Raw genomic sequence first — 15,404 nt, 5'->3', positions numbered from 1 at the left:
GAGGTGCCGGCGGGCGGGCTGGTGGGTCTCGGATTGCATCGGTGACTCCCCGGCGCGAGGAAACTTCGGTTGCTCGCCATCCGGTCTAGAGGCCCGCTCAGGCAACCCTCTGGCGGAAACCGAAGCGCCCAGCCCGCCGCCACCAATGTCGTTTCCGCAGGTCAAAGCCCATATCGAGGAACCTGCCAGTGGTTTGCCAGTGCCGCGGCCTCAACTGGAATCCATCTGAGGAACGCCCCGCACCGCCCGTGAACTCACCATCTGCACCCGGCCGCCACGCCGCTGAGGCCCACCCGGTCGTCCGGCAGCGCCTGGTCATCGTCCCGACGGCCATCCGCACCGCCCGCGCGTTCGTCGCCTGGCAGCACCGCCACCTCGGCCCGCCGCCCGGCGCCATGTTCGCCATCGGCGTCACCACACCCGACACCACGCTGGTGGGCGTGGCCATCATCGGCCGCCCCTTCGCCCGCGACTTCGACGACGGCTTCACCGCCGAAGTCACCCGCCTGGCCACCGACGGCACACCGAATGCCTGCTCGGCCCTGCTGGGCGCGGCCTGGCGAGCCGCCCGCGCCATGGGCTACCGCCGCCTGATCACCTACACCCGCGCCCGCGAACCTGGGACCAGCCTCCACGCCGCCGGCTATCGCCGCGTCACCACTCGCCCACGAGCAACCGCCGCTGATGGCATCCAGCGGACCTTGTGGGAAATCAGGACCGCTCCTCCGGATTGGCCCACTCCAGATGGCTCAAGGTCCGGTCACACCGAGCAGGCGACTGCCCCGGCAGGTACCTCATGAAGGAAATGAGAGTCAAAGATTTGCTGAGCCTGCCACCCACGATCGATCTGATGACTGCGGCCAGCGCACTCGGAATAGGCCGTACCAAGGCTTATGAACTCGCACGCAAGGGTGAATTCCCGGTTCACATCGTTCGTGTCGGTGATCTGTACCGCGTATCCACCCCGGACCTGCTCAGGGTCCTTGATGTGAACCTCTCGCGGGACTGACCGGCCCGAACACCCCCTCATCCTGTTGCCGACCACCAGCCGTGGTCGGCAACAGGCATGTTGCAGCCAGTGCAGTACTCACCACAGACTGCCCCCAGCCATCAGCGCACTCACGAACACACACCTACAGGTACGAACGCCCAAACCGCCATAAGCTCGCCTTCTGCTGTTCAATCAGCCGCGAGGGCCCGCCGCCCGCAGTCTCGCCTGGTGTCGATCTGGTGTGATCTCTGTCACCTGATCAGGTCCAGTCCCACTAACAAATGGCTAACAAACGATCAAGAGGCCAGATCCACGATCTTGGGATCTAGCCTCTGAACTGGGGAAACGTGGTGGGGCTACCAGGACTTGAACCTGGGACCTCTTCCTTATCAGGGAAGCGCTCTAACCGTCTGAGCTATAGCCCCGCAGAGTGTGGCATTGAGCGTATCGCATCCAAGTGGGCGGAGCGAACCGGTTGCCAACGGGGAAAAGCTTACCGTGTCGCAAGGGGTGGGTGGGCCGTCGTCCCCGCGAGGGTGGGGCCTCGCGGGGACGGGGGGGGGGGGGGTGGGTTTATTCGGCCTCGCTGAAGGTGACCTCCACGCCGCCCACGACGTCGGAGGCGAGGTTGTAGATGACCGCGCCGAGGGTGGCCAGGGCGGTGATCAGGACGACGTTGATCGCGCCGACCAGGGCGGTGAAGCCGAGGATGCGGACCGGGTCGAACCATGCGGAGGCGTCGATGGCGTTGGTGGCCTTGCCGTCCGGGTTGGTGAGCTGGTTGACGGTGTCGACGATGGAGTCGAAGACGCCGACCGCGCTCAGCACGCCGTACAGGACGGCGACCGCGACGAACAGGATGACGAAGCAGACCAGGGACACCACGAAGCTGAACTTCATGGCGGACCACGGCTCGACGCGGCGCAGGACCAGGTGGGCCTTGCGCGGGGCGCGGGCGTTTCCGGATTGCTTGCCGCCCTGCTTCCTGCTCGTGGTGGTGGTCAGGAGCGGTTCGCTCAGGCTGCCGCGCGAGTCGCGGGAGCCGTCCTGGGAGCCGGCGGACGGTGGTACGGCCGGCCCGGGCGGACGGCCGCCGCCCGGCGCGGCGTTGGGCGGCGGTGACTTGACCGGAGAGCCCGGCCCGCCGTGGCCGCCCGGGCCCATCGGGCCGCCCATGGGGCCGTTGGGGCTCTTGGAGCCCGGCGCGCCACCAGGTCCGCCAGGTCCACCAGGTCCACCGGGCCCGCCGTGGCCGCCAGGCCCGCCTGGGCCGCCGCCCGGTCCCTTGGCACCGGGGCCGGGGCCTTTGCCGGCGTTGGGCCCGCCGACCGGCCCTTTGGAACCGGGGGATGGGGAGTCCACCACCTCGATGATGTCGTTGTCGGTGGTCTTGTCCATTTTCTCCGTCACCTGGTTGCGCGGTCCTGAAGCAGCGGCCGGGGGCCTCCGCTGCGAATTTCCGCCAGAGTTTCCGCCAGTGCCCGAAGAACCCGCAGGCTGGCCAGGGCCTCCCGGCCCCTGTGCCGGCCCTGCGCCCCCGCCGGGTTTCGCCTGGGCGTTCATGGGTTACTCTCCTCCTCCGGCAACCGCTTCTTCCACAGTCTCCACCGTCTCCAGCGACTCAGCGTTCCGGGCAAGGGCCACCACGCTGTCGCCCTCTGCGAGGTTCATCAACCGCACTCCCATGGTCTGACGGCCAGACTGCTTGATCTCCGCGGCGCTCGTCCGGATCACTCCCCCTGCGGACGTGATGGCGAAGACCTCGTCCTCGGGGCTGACCATGACGGCACCGACCAGCTTGCCACGAGCACTGACGATCTTCGCGGTCAGCACTCCCTTGCCGCCTCGTCCTTGTATCGGATACTGATCAGCGGGGGTGCGCTTGGCATACCCGCCCTCCGTGGCGATTAACACATCATCGCCGTCTCCGACCACATTCATCGACAAAAGCTCATCTCCGCCGACAAATCTCATACCGATCACACCGCTGGTCGCCCTGCCCATCGGACGCAGCGCGTCGTCGGAGGCGGTGAACCTGATCGACTGCGCGTTGCGGGAGACCAGCAGCAGGTCATCGCTCTCCGAGACCAGCCGGGCGGCGATGACCTCGTCGTCATCGCGCAGGTTGATCGCGATCAGGCCACCGGAGCGCGGCGAGTCGTACTCCGCCAGCCTGGTCTTCTTCACCAGGCCGCTGCGGGTGGCCAGCACCAGGTACGGGGCCACGTTGTAGTCGCGCAGGTCGAGGACCTCCATGACCACCTCGTCCGGCTGCATCGCCAGCAGGTTGGCCAGGTGCTGGCCGCGGGCGTCGCGGGCGGCGTCGGGAAGCTCGTACGCCTTGACCCGGTAGACCCGGCCCTTGTTGGTGAAGAACAGCAGCCAGTGGTGGGTCGTGGTGACGAAGAAGTGGTCGACGATGTCGTCCTGGCGGAGCTGCGCCCCACGCACCCCCTTGCCGCCGCGCTTCTGCGCGCGGTACAGGTCGGTACGGCTGCGCTTGGCGTATCCGCCGCGGGTGATCGTGACGACCATGACCTCCTCGGCGATGAGGTCTTCCATGGACATGTCGCCGTCGTAGGCGATGATCTCCGTCTTGCGCTCGTCGCCGTACTTGCCCGCGATCTCCGTCAGCTCGTCGCCGACGATCTGCCGCTGCCGGGCCTCGGAGCCGAGGATGTCGTTGTAGTCGGCGATGTGGGCCATCAGGGTGTCGTACTCGTCCTGGATCTGCTGGCGCTCCAGGGCGGCGAGCTTGCGGAGCTGCATGTCCAGGATGGCCTGCGCCTGGACCTCGTCGATCTGCAGCAGCGCCATCAGGCCCTGCTGGGCCACCGCGGCCGACTCCGAGGACCGGATGAGGGCGATGACCTCGTCCATGCGGTCCAGGGCGCGCAGCAGGCCGCGCAGGATGTGCGCCCGCTCCTCGGCCTTGCGCAGCAGGTAGCGGGTCCGCCGGACGATGACCTCGACCTGGTGGGCCACGTAGTAGCGGACGAACTGGTCGAGCCGCAGCGTGCGCGGCACGCCGTCGACCAGGGCCAGCATGTTGGCGCCGAAGGTGTCCTGGAGCTGGGTGTGCTTGTAGAGGTTGTTCAGGACGACCTTGGCCACGGCGTCGCGCTTGAGCACGATGACCAGGCGCCGGCCGACCCGGGCGGAGCTCTCGTCGCGTACGTCGGCGATCCCGCTGACCTTGCCCTCGCGCACCAACTGAGCGATCTTGAGGGCCAGGTTGTCCGGGTTGACCTGGTACGGCAGCTCGGTGACGACCAGGCACTGGCGGCCCTTGGCGTCTTCCTCGAACTCGACGATGGCCCGCATGGTGATCGACCCGCGGCCGGTGCGGTACGCCTCCTCGATGCCCCGGCGGCCGACGATCAGCGCGCCGGTCGGGAAGTCGGGGCCCTTGACCAGGGCCACCGAGGCGTCCAGCAGCTCCTCGTCGGTGGCGTCGGGGTGGTGGAGGGCCCACTTGACCGCCTCGGCGACCTCGCGCAGGTTGTGCGGCGGGATGTTGGTGGCCATCCCGACCGCGATCCCGCCCGAGCCGTTGACCAGCAGGTTGGGGAAGCGGGAGGGCAGGACCGCCGGCTCCTGGGAGCGCCCGTCGTAGTTGGACTGGAAGTCGACGGTCTCCTTGTCGATGTCGCGCAGCAGCTCCATCGCGATCGGGGCCAGCTTGGCCTCGGTGTACCGCATGGCCGCCGCCGGGTCGTTGCCCGGAGACCCGAAGTTGCCCTGGCCGTCGACCAGGGGATAGCGCAGCGACCAGGGCTGGGCCAGCCGTACCAGCGCGTCGTAGATCGAGGTGTCGCCGTGCGGGTGATAGGAGCCCATCACGTCGCCGACGACCCTGGAGCACTTGAAGTAGCCGCGGTCAGGCCGGTAGCCGCCGTCGTACATCGCGTACAGGACGCGCCGGTGCACCGGCTTGAGACCGTCACGCACGTCCGGCAGCGCCCGCGAGACGATGACCGACATCGCGTAGTCCATGTAGCTGCGCTGCATCTCGGACTGGATGTCGACCGGCTCGATGCGGTCGGCCGGAGGAGTGGTGTTCACTTCCGTCACGGGATCAGGATTCCTTTTCTCACAACGTAAGTCGGCTTAGACGTCGAGGAAGCGGACGTCACGTGCGTTGCGGATGATGAAGTCGCGGCGGGCCTCGACGTCTTCGCCCATCAGGACGCTGAACAGCTCGTCGGCCTGGGCCGCGTCGTCGAGTGTCACCTGGAGCAGCAGGCGGGTGTCCGGGTTCATCGTGGTGTCCCAGAGCTGGGCGGCGTTCATCTCACCGAGGCCCTTGAACCGCTGCACGTTGTCGCGGGGGCGCGGGTCCTGCTTGCCCGCTGCCACGCCGGCCTCGATGATCGCGTCGCGCTCCCGGTCGGAGTAGGCGTAGGAGGCGTCGTCGCCGCGGCGGTCCCACTTGATCTTGTAGAGCGGCGGCTGGGAGAGGTAGACGTGCCCGGCCTCGATCAGCGGGCGCATGAACCGGAACAGCAGCGTGAGCAGCAGCGTGTTGATGTGCTGACCGTCGACGTCGGCGTCGGCCATCAGGATGATCTTGTGATAGCGCAGCTTGGAGATGTCGAACTCGTCGTGCACGCCGGTGCCCAGCGCGGTGATCAGCGCCTGGACCTCGTTGTTCTGGAGGACCTTGTCGATCCGGGCCTTCTCCACGTTGAGGATCTTGCCGCGGATCGGCAGGATCGCCTGAAAACGGGAGTCTCGGCCGCCCTTGGCCGAGCCGCCCGCCGAGTCGCCCTCGACGATGAACAGCTCGCACTTGTCGGGCTCGCTCCACTGGCAGTCGGCCAGCTTGCCGGGCAGGCCGGAGCCCGACTCCAGCAGCGACTTGCGCCGGGTCAGGTCGCGCGCCTGGCGCGCGGCGATCCGGGCCCGGGACGCCTGGAGGGACTTGCTGATGATCTCCTTGGCCTCGCCGGGGTTGCGTTCGAACCAGTCGCGAAGGTGATCGTTGCACGCTTTCTGGACGAACGACTTGGCCTCGGTGTTGCCCAGCTTGGTCTTGGTCTGGCCCTCGAACTGCGGATCGGCGAGCTTGACCGAGATGATCGCGGTGAGGCCCTCGCGGATGTCCTCGCCGGCGAGGTTGTCGTCCTTGCCCTCCTTGAGGAACCGCTGCTCGCGCGCGTAGCGGTTGACGATCGACGTCAGCGCGGCGCGGAAGCCCTCCTCATGGGTGCCGCCCTCGGCGGTGTTGATCGTGTTGGCGAAGGTGTAGACCGACTCGGTATAGCTGCTGTTCCACTGCATGGCGATCTCGACGGAGATGCCGTCGGCCTGCGACTCGAAGTCGATGACCGAGTTGTGGACCGGCTCCTTCTTCGAGTTGATGTGGGAGACGAAGTCGGAGATGCCGCCCTCGTAGTAGTAGGTCACCACGTGTGGTTCGCCGTTGACATGGTCGGCCCGCTCGTCGCGCAGGCTGATCGTCAGGCCCTTGTTCAGGAAGGCCATCTCCTGGAAGCGGCGCGCCAGAGTCTCGAAGTTCCATGTCGTGGTCTCGAAGATCTCATCGTCGGCCCAGAAGGTGATCGAGGTGCCGGTCTCGTCCGTCTGCTCGCCCTTGGCCAGCGGGGCGGTGGGCCGGGAGTGTTCGTAGGACTGCCGCCAGTAATGGCCCTCGGTGCGGATCTCCACCTCAAGGCGGGTGGAGAGCGCGTTGACCACGGAGACGCCGACGCCGTGCAGGCCGCCGGAGACCGCATAGGACTTGCTGTCGAACTTCCCGCCCGCGTGCAGGACGGTCAGCACGACCTCGACCGCCGGTCTGCCCTCGGCCTCGACGATGCCGACGGGAATGCCACGACCGTTGTCGACCACGCGCACACCGTTGTCGGGGAGCAGGGTGACCTCGATGTTGTCACAGCAACCCGCGAGGGCTTCGTCGACGGCGTTGTCGACCACCTCTTGCACAAGGTGGTGAAGCCCGCGCTCCCCGGTGGAGCCGATGTACATGCCGGGGCGCTTTCTGACCGCCTCCAGCCCTTCGAGTACGGTGATTGAGCTAGCGTCGTAGGACAAGTGCAAATCCTCCTGCCGCGGACACGCGGCGCGGGAAGCACCGTGAATGCGTGCTCCCTGCCGTGCCCGTCACCGATGTGAGTGCCCCGATGCGTTCACCCAGGGGAAGCGGCCGTGCATGCCGGGGTGACGCGCAAGCGGACGTGTCCGGAATCATTTTTCATTCTACCGGGCGCGAGCGCGTGATGTGGCATTGACGGCGGCTGTGATGGCCCTGTCGGGCGTTCACCCCTCTCTCAAGCATCCCCCTACTGGAAAGGGGGTCGTCGCCGTAGAGAGCGAGCTGGCCCATCCAGCCGGGATTGTGGGGGTCCGCGCGCGGGTGTTCGCGACGGAGTACGGCGGGGCGCGCGGCGATGCGGTACGGCGGGCGCGCGAGATCGCCTTGACCCGGCCGGTTGTGTCGCGCCGGGCTCAGCCGTACGTGTCGCCCGGGCCGCGGCTCCCGGTGACCCGCAGGCCGCCTCTCGGGCGTGGCCCGCGCTGCGGCCCCTGGACCTTCACCCGGCGGACGGTGCCCTCGCCCAGTTCCTCGTTCAGCCGTTTGACCAGCGTCGTCGCCAGCAGCCGCACCTGCGTGGCCCAGGCGGTGGAGTCCGCCGAGACCACGACCTCGCCGTCGGTGAAGCTCTCCGGCCTGGTGTGCGCCGCCAGATCCACGCCCACGATGTCGCGCCAGCGCCCGAAGACCCCGCCGACGGCGATCTCCTGCTCCCACCCCCGGTAGGCCAGCAGCTCGCGGATCGCCGTGCCGAAGAGCTGGGGATCGCTCGCGTCCCTGCGCGCCCCCGCGCGTTTGCGCCGCGGCTCGCGGCGCGGGAGCCGGCCCCGCCTTTCCGCGTCGGCCTTGGCCTGGGCCAGCTTCTCCCTGGCCATCGCCGCGCCGCGGGCGGCGATCCGCTTGGGGTCGATCGGGTCAGGGGATGTGAACTCAGTCGCCATGCGACACACTTCCCTCCGCGACTTGGTACCGGAAGCCGGACAGTTCGGTCGGCACGTCTTCTGGCACGGCCGCGGTGACGAGCACCTGCTCCGCGTCGCGCACGGTCTCGGCCAGACGCCGCCGGCGCTGAGCGTCGAGTTCGGCGAAGACGTCGTCGAGGATCAGCACCGGGTCGGAGCCGTCGGCCCGCAGCAGCTCGTAGGCGGCCAGCCGGAGGGCGAGCGCGAACGACCACGACTCGCCGTGGCTGGCGTATCCGCGGGCGGGCAGGTCGCCCAGGCCCAGCAGGAGGTCATCGCGGTGCGGGCCGACCAGGGTGACGCCGCGTTCCACCTCGGCGTCGCGGACCTCAAGGAGCCGGGCGCGCAGCCGTTCGGTCAGTACGGCGCGGTCGGTCGTCCCCAGGTCGTCCTCGCCTGTGGACAAGTGCGTGCCGCGGTAGGACATCACGACGGCCACCGAGCCGGGGGCCAGCGCCGCGTAGGCCCGCGCCACCAGCGGTCGCAGCGCCTCCACCAGGTCCAGCCGGGCACCCAGGAGTTCGGCTCCGTGGCGGGCCAGGTGGGCGTCCCAGACGTCGAGCGTGCTCAGTACGTCGCCCGCGCCCATCGAGGCGAAGCCGGCCTCGTCCTCGGCCCGCCGTACCACGGTATGGCCGGTACGGCTCCCGCGCCTGCCGCCCTGACGGGTGGTCATCGCGGTGCGCAGCAGCGCACCGCGCTGTTTGAGCACCCGGTCGTAGTCGGCGCGCACGCCCGCGAACCTCGGGGCCCGCGCGACGAGCAGGTCGTCGAGGAAGCGCCGCCGTTCCGACGGGTCGCCCTTGACCAGAGCCAGGTCTTCCGGGGCGAACAGGACGGTCCGCAGCAGGCCCAGGGCGTCGCGGGCGCGGGAGAGGGGGGCGCGGTTCAGCCGGGCGCGGTTGGCCCGCCCGGGGTTGATCTCCAGCTCGACCAGGGCCCTGCGGTCGTCCTTGACGACGGAGGCCCGCACGATGGCCCGGCCCGCGCCGTGGCGCACGAGGGGGGCGTCGGCGGCCACCCGGTGGCTGGACTGCGTCGCGACGTAGCCGATCGCCTCGACCAGGTTGGTCTTGCCCTGCCCGTTGGGCCCCACGAACGCGGTCACGCCGGGCTGGAGCTCCAGCTCGACGGACGGGTAGGACCGGAAGTCGGTCAGCGACAGGTGGGCGACATGCACTCAGGAAGGCTACTGGGCCACAGGGCTCACCGTCGTCACACCCGTGTCGTCCGGTATGTCGGAGTTATCCGGCCTGGCCTTCCGGTTGGCCGCTCCAGGCTCAGGCGGGGGGCGCGACGTCGGCGCCGGGGGAGTCGGCCCCCAGGCCCTCGGAGCCCGCCGCCGAGGAGACGGCGTGCCCGCCGAACTGGCTGCGCAGCGCCGCGATGACCTTCATGGCGGGGGAGTCGGACTGACGGGACCTGAACCGCGCGTAGAGCGCCGCGGTGATCACCGGGAGCGGTACGGCGTGCTCGATCGCGGCCTGGACCGTCCAGCGGCCCTCTCCGGAGTCCTGAGCGTAGCCACGGAGCTCGGACAGGTCGGGGTCCTCGTCCAGCGCCCGGACCATCAGATCGAGCAGCCAGGAGCGGATCACGGTGCCCTGCCGCCAGCTCCTGAACGTGCCCTCGACGTCATCGACGACGTCGGCGGCCTCCAGCAGCTCCCAGCCCTCGGCGAAGGCCTGCATCATGCCGTACTCGATGCCGTTGTGGACCATCTTCGCGAAGTGCCCGGCACCGATCTTGCCCGCGTGGACGAACCCGCCCTCGGCCGGCTTCAGGGTGCCGAAGACGGGGGAGAGCGCGCGGATGTGCGCCTCGTCGCCGCCGGTCATCAGCGCGTAGCCGTTGTCCAGCCCCCACACGCCGCCGCTGACGCCCACGTCGACGAAGCCGATGCCCTTCGCGGCCAGCTCGTCGCCGTGCCTGCGGTCGTCCACATAGTGGGAGTTGCCGCCGTCGATCACGATGTCGCCAGGGGCCAGCAGGCCCGCCAGCGCCTCCACGGTGGCCCGGGTCGGCTCACCCGCCGGGACCATGACCCACACCGCCCGTGGCGTCCTCAGCCGCTCCACGAGCTCCTTGAGGCTCTCCACGTCACTGATCGCGGGATCGCGGTCATAGCCCACGACCTCGTGGCCGCCGCGGCGCAGCCGCTCGGCCATGTTGCCGCCCATACGGCCGAGGCCGACCATGCCGATCTGCATACGAGCACCCCCTTGAAGGGTTTACGTCCAGATTCACGTCGGTATCGCGGCTGATCCACTGGCTTTGCATCCGCCGAAATCCACGCCCCGCATACCCGCGAGCGCCGCGCCGAATCGAGTCCGGCACGGCCGTGGACAAGCCTAGCGTCCGCCGGATGACGCTTCGCGCCGGGCGTACCGGGGCCTGCCGCGGGTTGGGGGGTTCGGGGCGTGGGGTCAGCCGGACAGGCGGATGGGCATGATCAGGTAGCGGTAGTCGGGCGCGCTGTCGTCGCCCTCGGGCTTGCCGCCAGTGAGGATGGCCGGCTTGGTGGACGTGGTGAACGAGAGCCGGGCCACGTCGGAATCGATCGCGCCGAGCCCCTCCAGCAGGAACTGGTGGTTGAAGGCGATGTTGATCTCGTCGCCGTGCAGTTCGGCGGGCAGCGCCTCGACGGCCTGGGCCTCGTCGCCGCTGCCGGCCTCCAGGACGACCTCGCCGCCGCGGAACGCCAGCCGTACCGGGGTGTTGCGCTCGGCGACCAGCGCCACGCGCTTGACGGCCTCGACGAACGGGCCGGTGGCGAGGTCCGCGTGCGCGGAGAACTCCGTCGGCAGCAGCGAGCGGTACTTGGGGAACTCCGGGTCGAGCAGGCGGGTCGTGGTACGCCGTCCCCCGCTGGAAAAGCCGATCATGCCTTCGCCGGTGCCGCCCGCGGAGCTGAGCGCGATCTCCACCTCGGCGCCGGTCGTGAGCGACTTGGCGGTGTCGGCGAGGGTCTTGCCGGGGATCATCGCGATCGCGCTGAACTCGGGCTGGTCGGGCTGCCACTTCAGCTCGCGTACGGCCAGGCGGTACCGGTCGGTGGCGGCCAGCGTGACCGTGTCGCCGTCGATCTCCATCCGGACACCGGTGAGCATCGGCAGGGTGTCGTCCCGGCCCGCGGCGACGGCCACCTGGCCCACCGCGGACGCGAACACGTCACTGCCCACGCGCCCGGCCGCGGGCGGCATGGCGGGCAGCGACGGGTAGTCCTCCACAGGCATGGTCAGCAGGGTGAACCGGGCACTGCCGCAGGTCACCACCGCCTTGGCCCCATCGACGACGAAATCCACAGGCTGTGCGGGAAGGGCCCGGGTGATCTCGGCGAGCAGCCGGCCGGAGACCAGTACCACGCCCGGCTCGCCCGTCTGCAGGTCGAGGGTCACCTCCGCGGACACCTCGTAGTCGAAGCCGGAGAGCTTCAACTGCTGGTCTTCGGTGACCTCAAGGCGCATGCCGGCGAGGACCGGCACAGATGGGCGTGCCGGAAGGCTGCGTGCCGTCCATGCGACCGCCTCGGCGAGTACGTCTCGGTCGACCCTGAACATCACGGTGGATCCGCCTCCTGTGGGTATCGGCTCTCGTTGGTCTCGTGAGTCTCGGTGATCTCGGTGATCTTGATGCGGGCGCGGCGTCTCGTCTCGCCGCGGGTGTGGGTCCAAGTCTCGCCTGACCCGCACCGGGGTCGGGCCGGAACCCTTCTATGGGTTTTGAGTTTCTTGGAGGGAGAGATAGCTGGTCATCTTCTTAGGGGCTGTGGATACTGTGGGCAACGGTGGTTTCCGCAGCTCAGCCCGGGGATTTTCATCCACCGACCCTGTGGGTGAAGCCTGTTGGAAACTTGTTCGGTTGGGGATGACGGGCCACTGTGCACAGGCCATCCCCAGGCGACGGGGTCTCTGTCCACTGGCTATCCACAAGGTTTCCACGGGTTTTCCACTGGGTAGGTGTCCGGTTTGCGCTCTCGTTGCCAACCCGTTCACAGGCCATCCCCAGGTTGTCCACGAGTCGTCCACAACCTTTCCCCAGGATGTCCCCAGAGTTATCCCCAGGGCGGGAAGTGAGGCTCCGGCCGCCGATCGGGCCGGGCCGACGCCCAAACCCCCTGTCCCACCGGCCAAGTAGGGCATTCGCGACTGATCCACAGCGTTATCCACAGGCTGTGTATGGTGTGCGCCGGTACCGGGGATCGTGTGGTACAGGAAGCGGTCAGGCATCACGGGACTGCTGTTTGATCCGGCCGGTCAGCTCGTTGACCTGGTTGTAGATCGACCGGCGCTCGGCCATTAGCGAGCGGATCTTCCGGTCCGCGTGCATGACGGTCGTGTGGTCGCGCCCGCCGAACTGCTGGCCGATCTTGGGTAGTGACATGTCGGTGAGTTCGCGGCACAGGTACATCGCGATCTGCCGGGCCGTCACCAGCACCCGCGAGCGCGACCCGCCGCACAGGTCGTCGATCGAGATCCCGAAGTACGCGGCGGTCTGCGCCATGATCGTGGCCACCGTGATCTCCGGGCTGGAGTCCTCGGTGATCAGGTCCTTCAGCACGACCTCGGCGAGCTGGAGGTCCACCGACTGCCGGTTCAGGCTGGCGAACGCGGTGACCCGGATCAGCGCGCCCTCCAGCTCCCGGATGTTCGTGGATATCCGGGACGCGATGTACTCCAGCACGTCGCCGGGCGCGGCCAGGCCCTCCTGGATGGCCTTCTTACGCAGGATCGCGATGCGCGTCTCCAGCTCGGGCGGCTGGACGTCGGTGATCAGGCCCCACTCGAAGCGGTTGCGCAGCCGGTCCTCCAGTGTGACGAGCTGCTTGGGCGCGCGGTCGCTGGAGATGACGATCTGCTTGTTGGCGTTGTGGAGGGTGTTGAAGGTGTGGAAGAACTCCTCCTGGGTCTGCTCCTTGCCCTCCAGGAACTGGATGTCGTCCACGAGCAGGATGTCCACGGCCCGGTAGCGGCTGCGGAAGCCGTCGGCCTTGTGGTCGCGGATCGAGTTGATGAAGTCGTTGGTGAACTCCTCCGAGCTCACGTACCGCACCCGGGCGCCGTCGTACAGGCTCTGCGCGTAGTGGCCGATCGCGTGCAGCAGGTGGGTTTTCCCCAGGCCGGAGTCACCGTAGATGAACAGCGGGTTGTACGCCTTGGCCGGGGCCTCGGCGACCGCGACGGCCGCGGCGTGCGCGAACCGGTTGCTGGAGCCGATGACGAAGGTCTCGAAGGTGTACTTGGGGTTCAGCCGGGCCGGTTCGCCGCTGCGCGTTCCGCGGTTCTCCCAGCGGTGCTGCGGCGGTGAAGCCTGTGGAAGAGGCTGTGCGCGTCCGCCCTGTGGATGGCTCTGCGGCCGGTCCTGCTCGGGCGGGGGCTGCTGCTCGGCGGTGTACGGGAGCTGGTCGCCCGGGTAGGGGCGCTGCTCTCCGGTGTACGGCAGCGCCTGCTCACCGAAGGACGCGGGCAAGTCGAACCGGCTCTGGCCGTCGAAGGAGGGGCCTGGTTCGCCGTATCTCTGCTGGTCACGCTGCTGGTCGTGGGCCTCGCCGTACGGCTGGCCGGCGCCGTAGCCGGCATCCGACCGGCCGTCGCCGCGGGGTGGTTCGGTCCGTTGCGGTTCGCCCGAGGGCGGGCGGAACGGCTGGGCGGCCTCGTCCCGATAAGGGGCCGGAGGCTGTGGACGGCCCGGCTGATCCTGTGGCCGGTGCTGTGGAAAATCTGTGGACAACTGTGGATGGGCGGGCGCGCCCGAGTACCGGGGCTGACCTTCCAGACCCTGCCTGTGCTGGGAATCCGTGGGTTGTCCATAGCCGTGCGGTGGTCCACCGGCCTGGGGATAACTCTGCTGCCGCCCCTGCGGATAGTCGCCGGAGCGCGCCCCTTCGTCGTCGGAGTCGGCCGCCGACGGATCCACCGTGACCGCGACCCGCATCGGCCGGCCGAACTCCTGGGAGAGCGCGTGCGCGATCAGCGGGCGCAGCTTGCTCTCCAGCACGTCCTTGCCGAACTCGTTCGGGGTGGCCAGCAGCAGGGTGTCGTTGACCAGGCCGAGAGGGCGTGTGATGGAGAGCCAGGCGCGGTAGTGGACGGGCACGTCGCCGTCGAGAATGCTGCCCAGCGCACGGCGCCACACCGTGTCGAGATCGACACCGTCCATGGTCTCGGCTCCACTCCCTTCCAGCCAGGGCCCCCGCGATCGGTCCGTCCACACCGGTGTGTTATCCACAACGGTGCCGGACGCCTCAGTGCGGGCGACCCGGCGCGCTCCCCTGTGTCCACAGCCTGCCGATGGCAGGTCCTCCACCGGAGATCCACAGGGAATCCACAATGTATGCACAGCCCGCTGGTCGCCTTCGAGTGGCCGCCGGGCCGCGTTCGGGCAGCGTCCGGGCAGCACGGAAGGGAGATCCCGAGGACCGGTGGTAGCCGTGTCCACATCTGTGTTCAAGACGTTGTCCACAGCCTAGTGGCAGCAGAGACGAGGCTGGGTGCACATGCTGTGGATGGCGTGGCCCCAGTGGAAAACGTGCCTGTGGATTAGTGGATAACCGCTGGCCACGACATTCCGGCCGGCGGCCCGGGGGCACGGTTCGCCGCGGGGCCGGGCGTTCGGTTTGACCTGGAGCGTGCCGTGCCCGTAACGTACGACGGTCGGCCCATGCGCGGCGGTCTTTGTCATGCCCGTAGCCATGCCGGCGACCAGACCATGTGTGTGTCAGGCGTCTACGCCCGTCGGCGAGGCGCGTTTCCGAAGCCTGGAGTCCAGTCGTGAGCAAGCGTACTTACCAGCCGAACAACCGCCGTCGCGCGAAGACCCACGGCTTCCGGCTTCGCATGCGCACCCGCGCGGGTCGCGCGATCCTGGCCGCCCGCCGTCGCAAGGGCCGCGACCGGCTCGCGGTCTGACGCGCTCGCCGGGCCAGGTAAGCGTGTCCTGTCGCCCGCCGGGCGGACTCCCCGGTGGGCGACTGCCGTACCTGCCGGAGGTCTGATCGTGCTGCCGTCCCGATCACGCATGCGCCGTGGCGAGGAGTTCGCGGCGGCCGTGCGCCGGGGGAGTCGCGCGGGGCGCCCTACGTTGGTCGCGCACCTGAAGACGCGGGCTGACGTGGAGCCTGATGGCGATAGTCCGCCTTTGGTGGGGTTCGTGGTGAGCCGCGCGGTAGGGGGAGCGGTCGTCCGGAACAAGGTGAAGCGCCGGTTGCGACACTTGATGCGAGACCGTCTGCATCGGCTCCCGCAAGGTAGCCTGCTGGTGGTACGCGCCAATCCACCGGCCGCGTCCGCGCGGATCGAGCACCTCGCCGCCGAACTCGACGCCGCGCTGGATCGTTTACTCAGGCGGCGAGGGCCTGCCCCACAGGCCCGGACGGATGGACATCGATGAGCGACCG

Annotated in this window: 12 protein-coding genes and 1 tRNA gene; 4 read left to right on the top strand and 9 right to left on the bottom strand. The window is 68.8% G+C overall.

The window, feature by feature from the left end:
* Positions 1–248: 248 nt before the first annotated feature.
* A complete protein-coding gene (locus ACH34R_RS19330; RefSeq protein WP_397562826.1) occupies positions 249–800 on the top strand; it encodes an XF1762 family protein in 552 nt (183 codons plus the stop codon).
* A gap of 5 nt (positions 801–805) precedes the next feature.
* The gene (locus ACH34R_RS19325; protein WP_397562825.1) at positions 806–1,009 is read left to right on the top strand and encodes a DNA-binding protein; all 204 of its coding nucleotides are present in this window, start codon (positions 806–808) and stop codon (positions 1,007–1,009) included.
* Positions 1,010–1,339: 330 nt separating this feature from the next.
* Here ACH34R_RS19325 and ACH34R_RS19320 read toward each other — a convergent pair.
* From ACH34R_RS19320 to dnaA, 9 genes are all read right to left on the bottom strand, one after another.
* A tRNA-Ile gene (locus ACH34R_RS19320) sits at positions 1,340–1,416 on the bottom strand.
* Between the two features lie 148 nt (positions 1,417–1,564).
* A complete protein-coding gene (locus ACH34R_RS19315) occupies positions 1,565–2,389 on the bottom strand; it encodes a DUF3566 domain-containing protein (protein ID WP_397562824.1) in 825 nt (274 codons plus the stop codon).
* 168 nt (positions 2,390–2,557) lie between these two features.
* Positions 2,558–5,065 carry a DNA gyrase subunit A gene (gyrA, locus tag ACH34R_RS19310; protein ID WP_397562823.1) on the bottom strand — a complete coding sequence of 836 codons (2,508 nt, stop codon included), beginning with the start codon at positions 5,063–5,065 and terminating at the stop codon, positions 2,558–2,560.
* A 36-nt stretch (positions 5,066–5,101) separates the two neighbouring features.
* Positions 5,102–7,045, bottom strand: a complete 1,944-nt coding sequence (gene gyrB / locus ACH34R_RS19305; protein WP_397562822.1) for a DNA topoisomerase (ATP-hydrolyzing) subunit B — start codon at positions 7,043–7,045, stop codon at positions 5,102–5,104.
* Positions 7,046–7,459: 414 nt separating this feature from the next.
* On the bottom strand, positions 7,460–7,987 hold the full coding sequence (locus tag ACH34R_RS19300) for a DUF721 domain-containing protein (protein WP_397562821.1): 528 nt from the start codon (positions 7,985–7,987) through the stop codon (positions 7,460–7,462).
* On the bottom strand, positions 7,977–9,188 hold the full coding sequence (recF, locus tag ACH34R_RS19295; RefSeq protein ID WP_397562820.1) for a DNA replication/repair protein RecF: 1,212 nt from the start codon (positions 9,186–9,188) through the stop codon (positions 7,977–7,979). The genes ACH34R_RS19300 and recF overlap by 11 nt, the downstream gene beginning before the upstream one ends.
* A 100-nt stretch (positions 9,189–9,288) precedes the next feature.
* Entirely contained in the window at positions 9,289–10,218 is a 930-nt protein-coding gene (gnd, locus tag ACH34R_RS19290; RefSeq protein ID WP_397562819.1) for a phosphogluconate dehydrogenase (NAD(+)-dependent, decarboxylating), read from the bottom strand.
* Positions 10,219–10,434: 216 nt separating this feature from the next.
* Positions 10,435–11,571 (bottom strand): DNA polymerase III subunit beta, encoded by a 1,137-nt coding sequence (gene dnaN, locus ACH34R_RS19285; RefSeq protein WP_397562818.1) that lies wholly within the window; start codon positions 11,569–11,571, stop codon positions 10,435–10,437.
* A gap of 658 nt (positions 11,572–12,229) precedes the next feature.
* The gene (gene dnaA, locus ACH34R_RS19280; RefSeq protein ID WP_397562817.1) at positions 12,230–14,167 is read right to left on the bottom strand and encodes a chromosomal replication initiator protein DnaA; all 1,938 of its coding nucleotides are present in this window, start codon (positions 14,165–14,167) and stop codon (positions 12,230–12,232) included.
* Between the two features lie 611 nt (positions 14,168–14,778).
* On the opposite strand from dnaA, the gene rpmH reads away from it, so the two are divergent.
* Together rpmH and rnpA are read left to right on the top strand one after the other, a co-directional pair.
* Positions 14,779–14,916: a 50S ribosomal protein L34 gene (rpmH, locus tag ACH34R_RS19275; protein WP_111169104.1), complete on the top strand. Its 138-nt coding sequence runs from the start codon at positions 14,779–14,781 to the stop codon at positions 14,914–14,916.
* 109 nt (positions 14,917–15,025) lie between these two features.
* Positions 15,026–15,397, top strand: coding sequence for a ribonuclease P protein component (gene rnpA, locus ACH34R_RS19270; protein WP_397562926.1), 372 nt, complete (start codon positions 15,026–15,028; stop codon positions 15,395–15,397).
* Positions 15,398–15,404 lie beyond the last annotated feature (7 nt).

Source organism: Spongiactinospora sp. 9N601 (assembly GCF_044326295.1).
GTDB lineage: Bacteria > Actinomycetota > Actinomycetes > Streptosporangiales > Streptosporangiaceae > Spongiactinospora > Spongiactinospora gelatinilytica.
The sequence above is the reverse complement of the archived record's forward strand: the minus strand, read 5'-3'. Positions and strand labels throughout refer to the sequence as shown.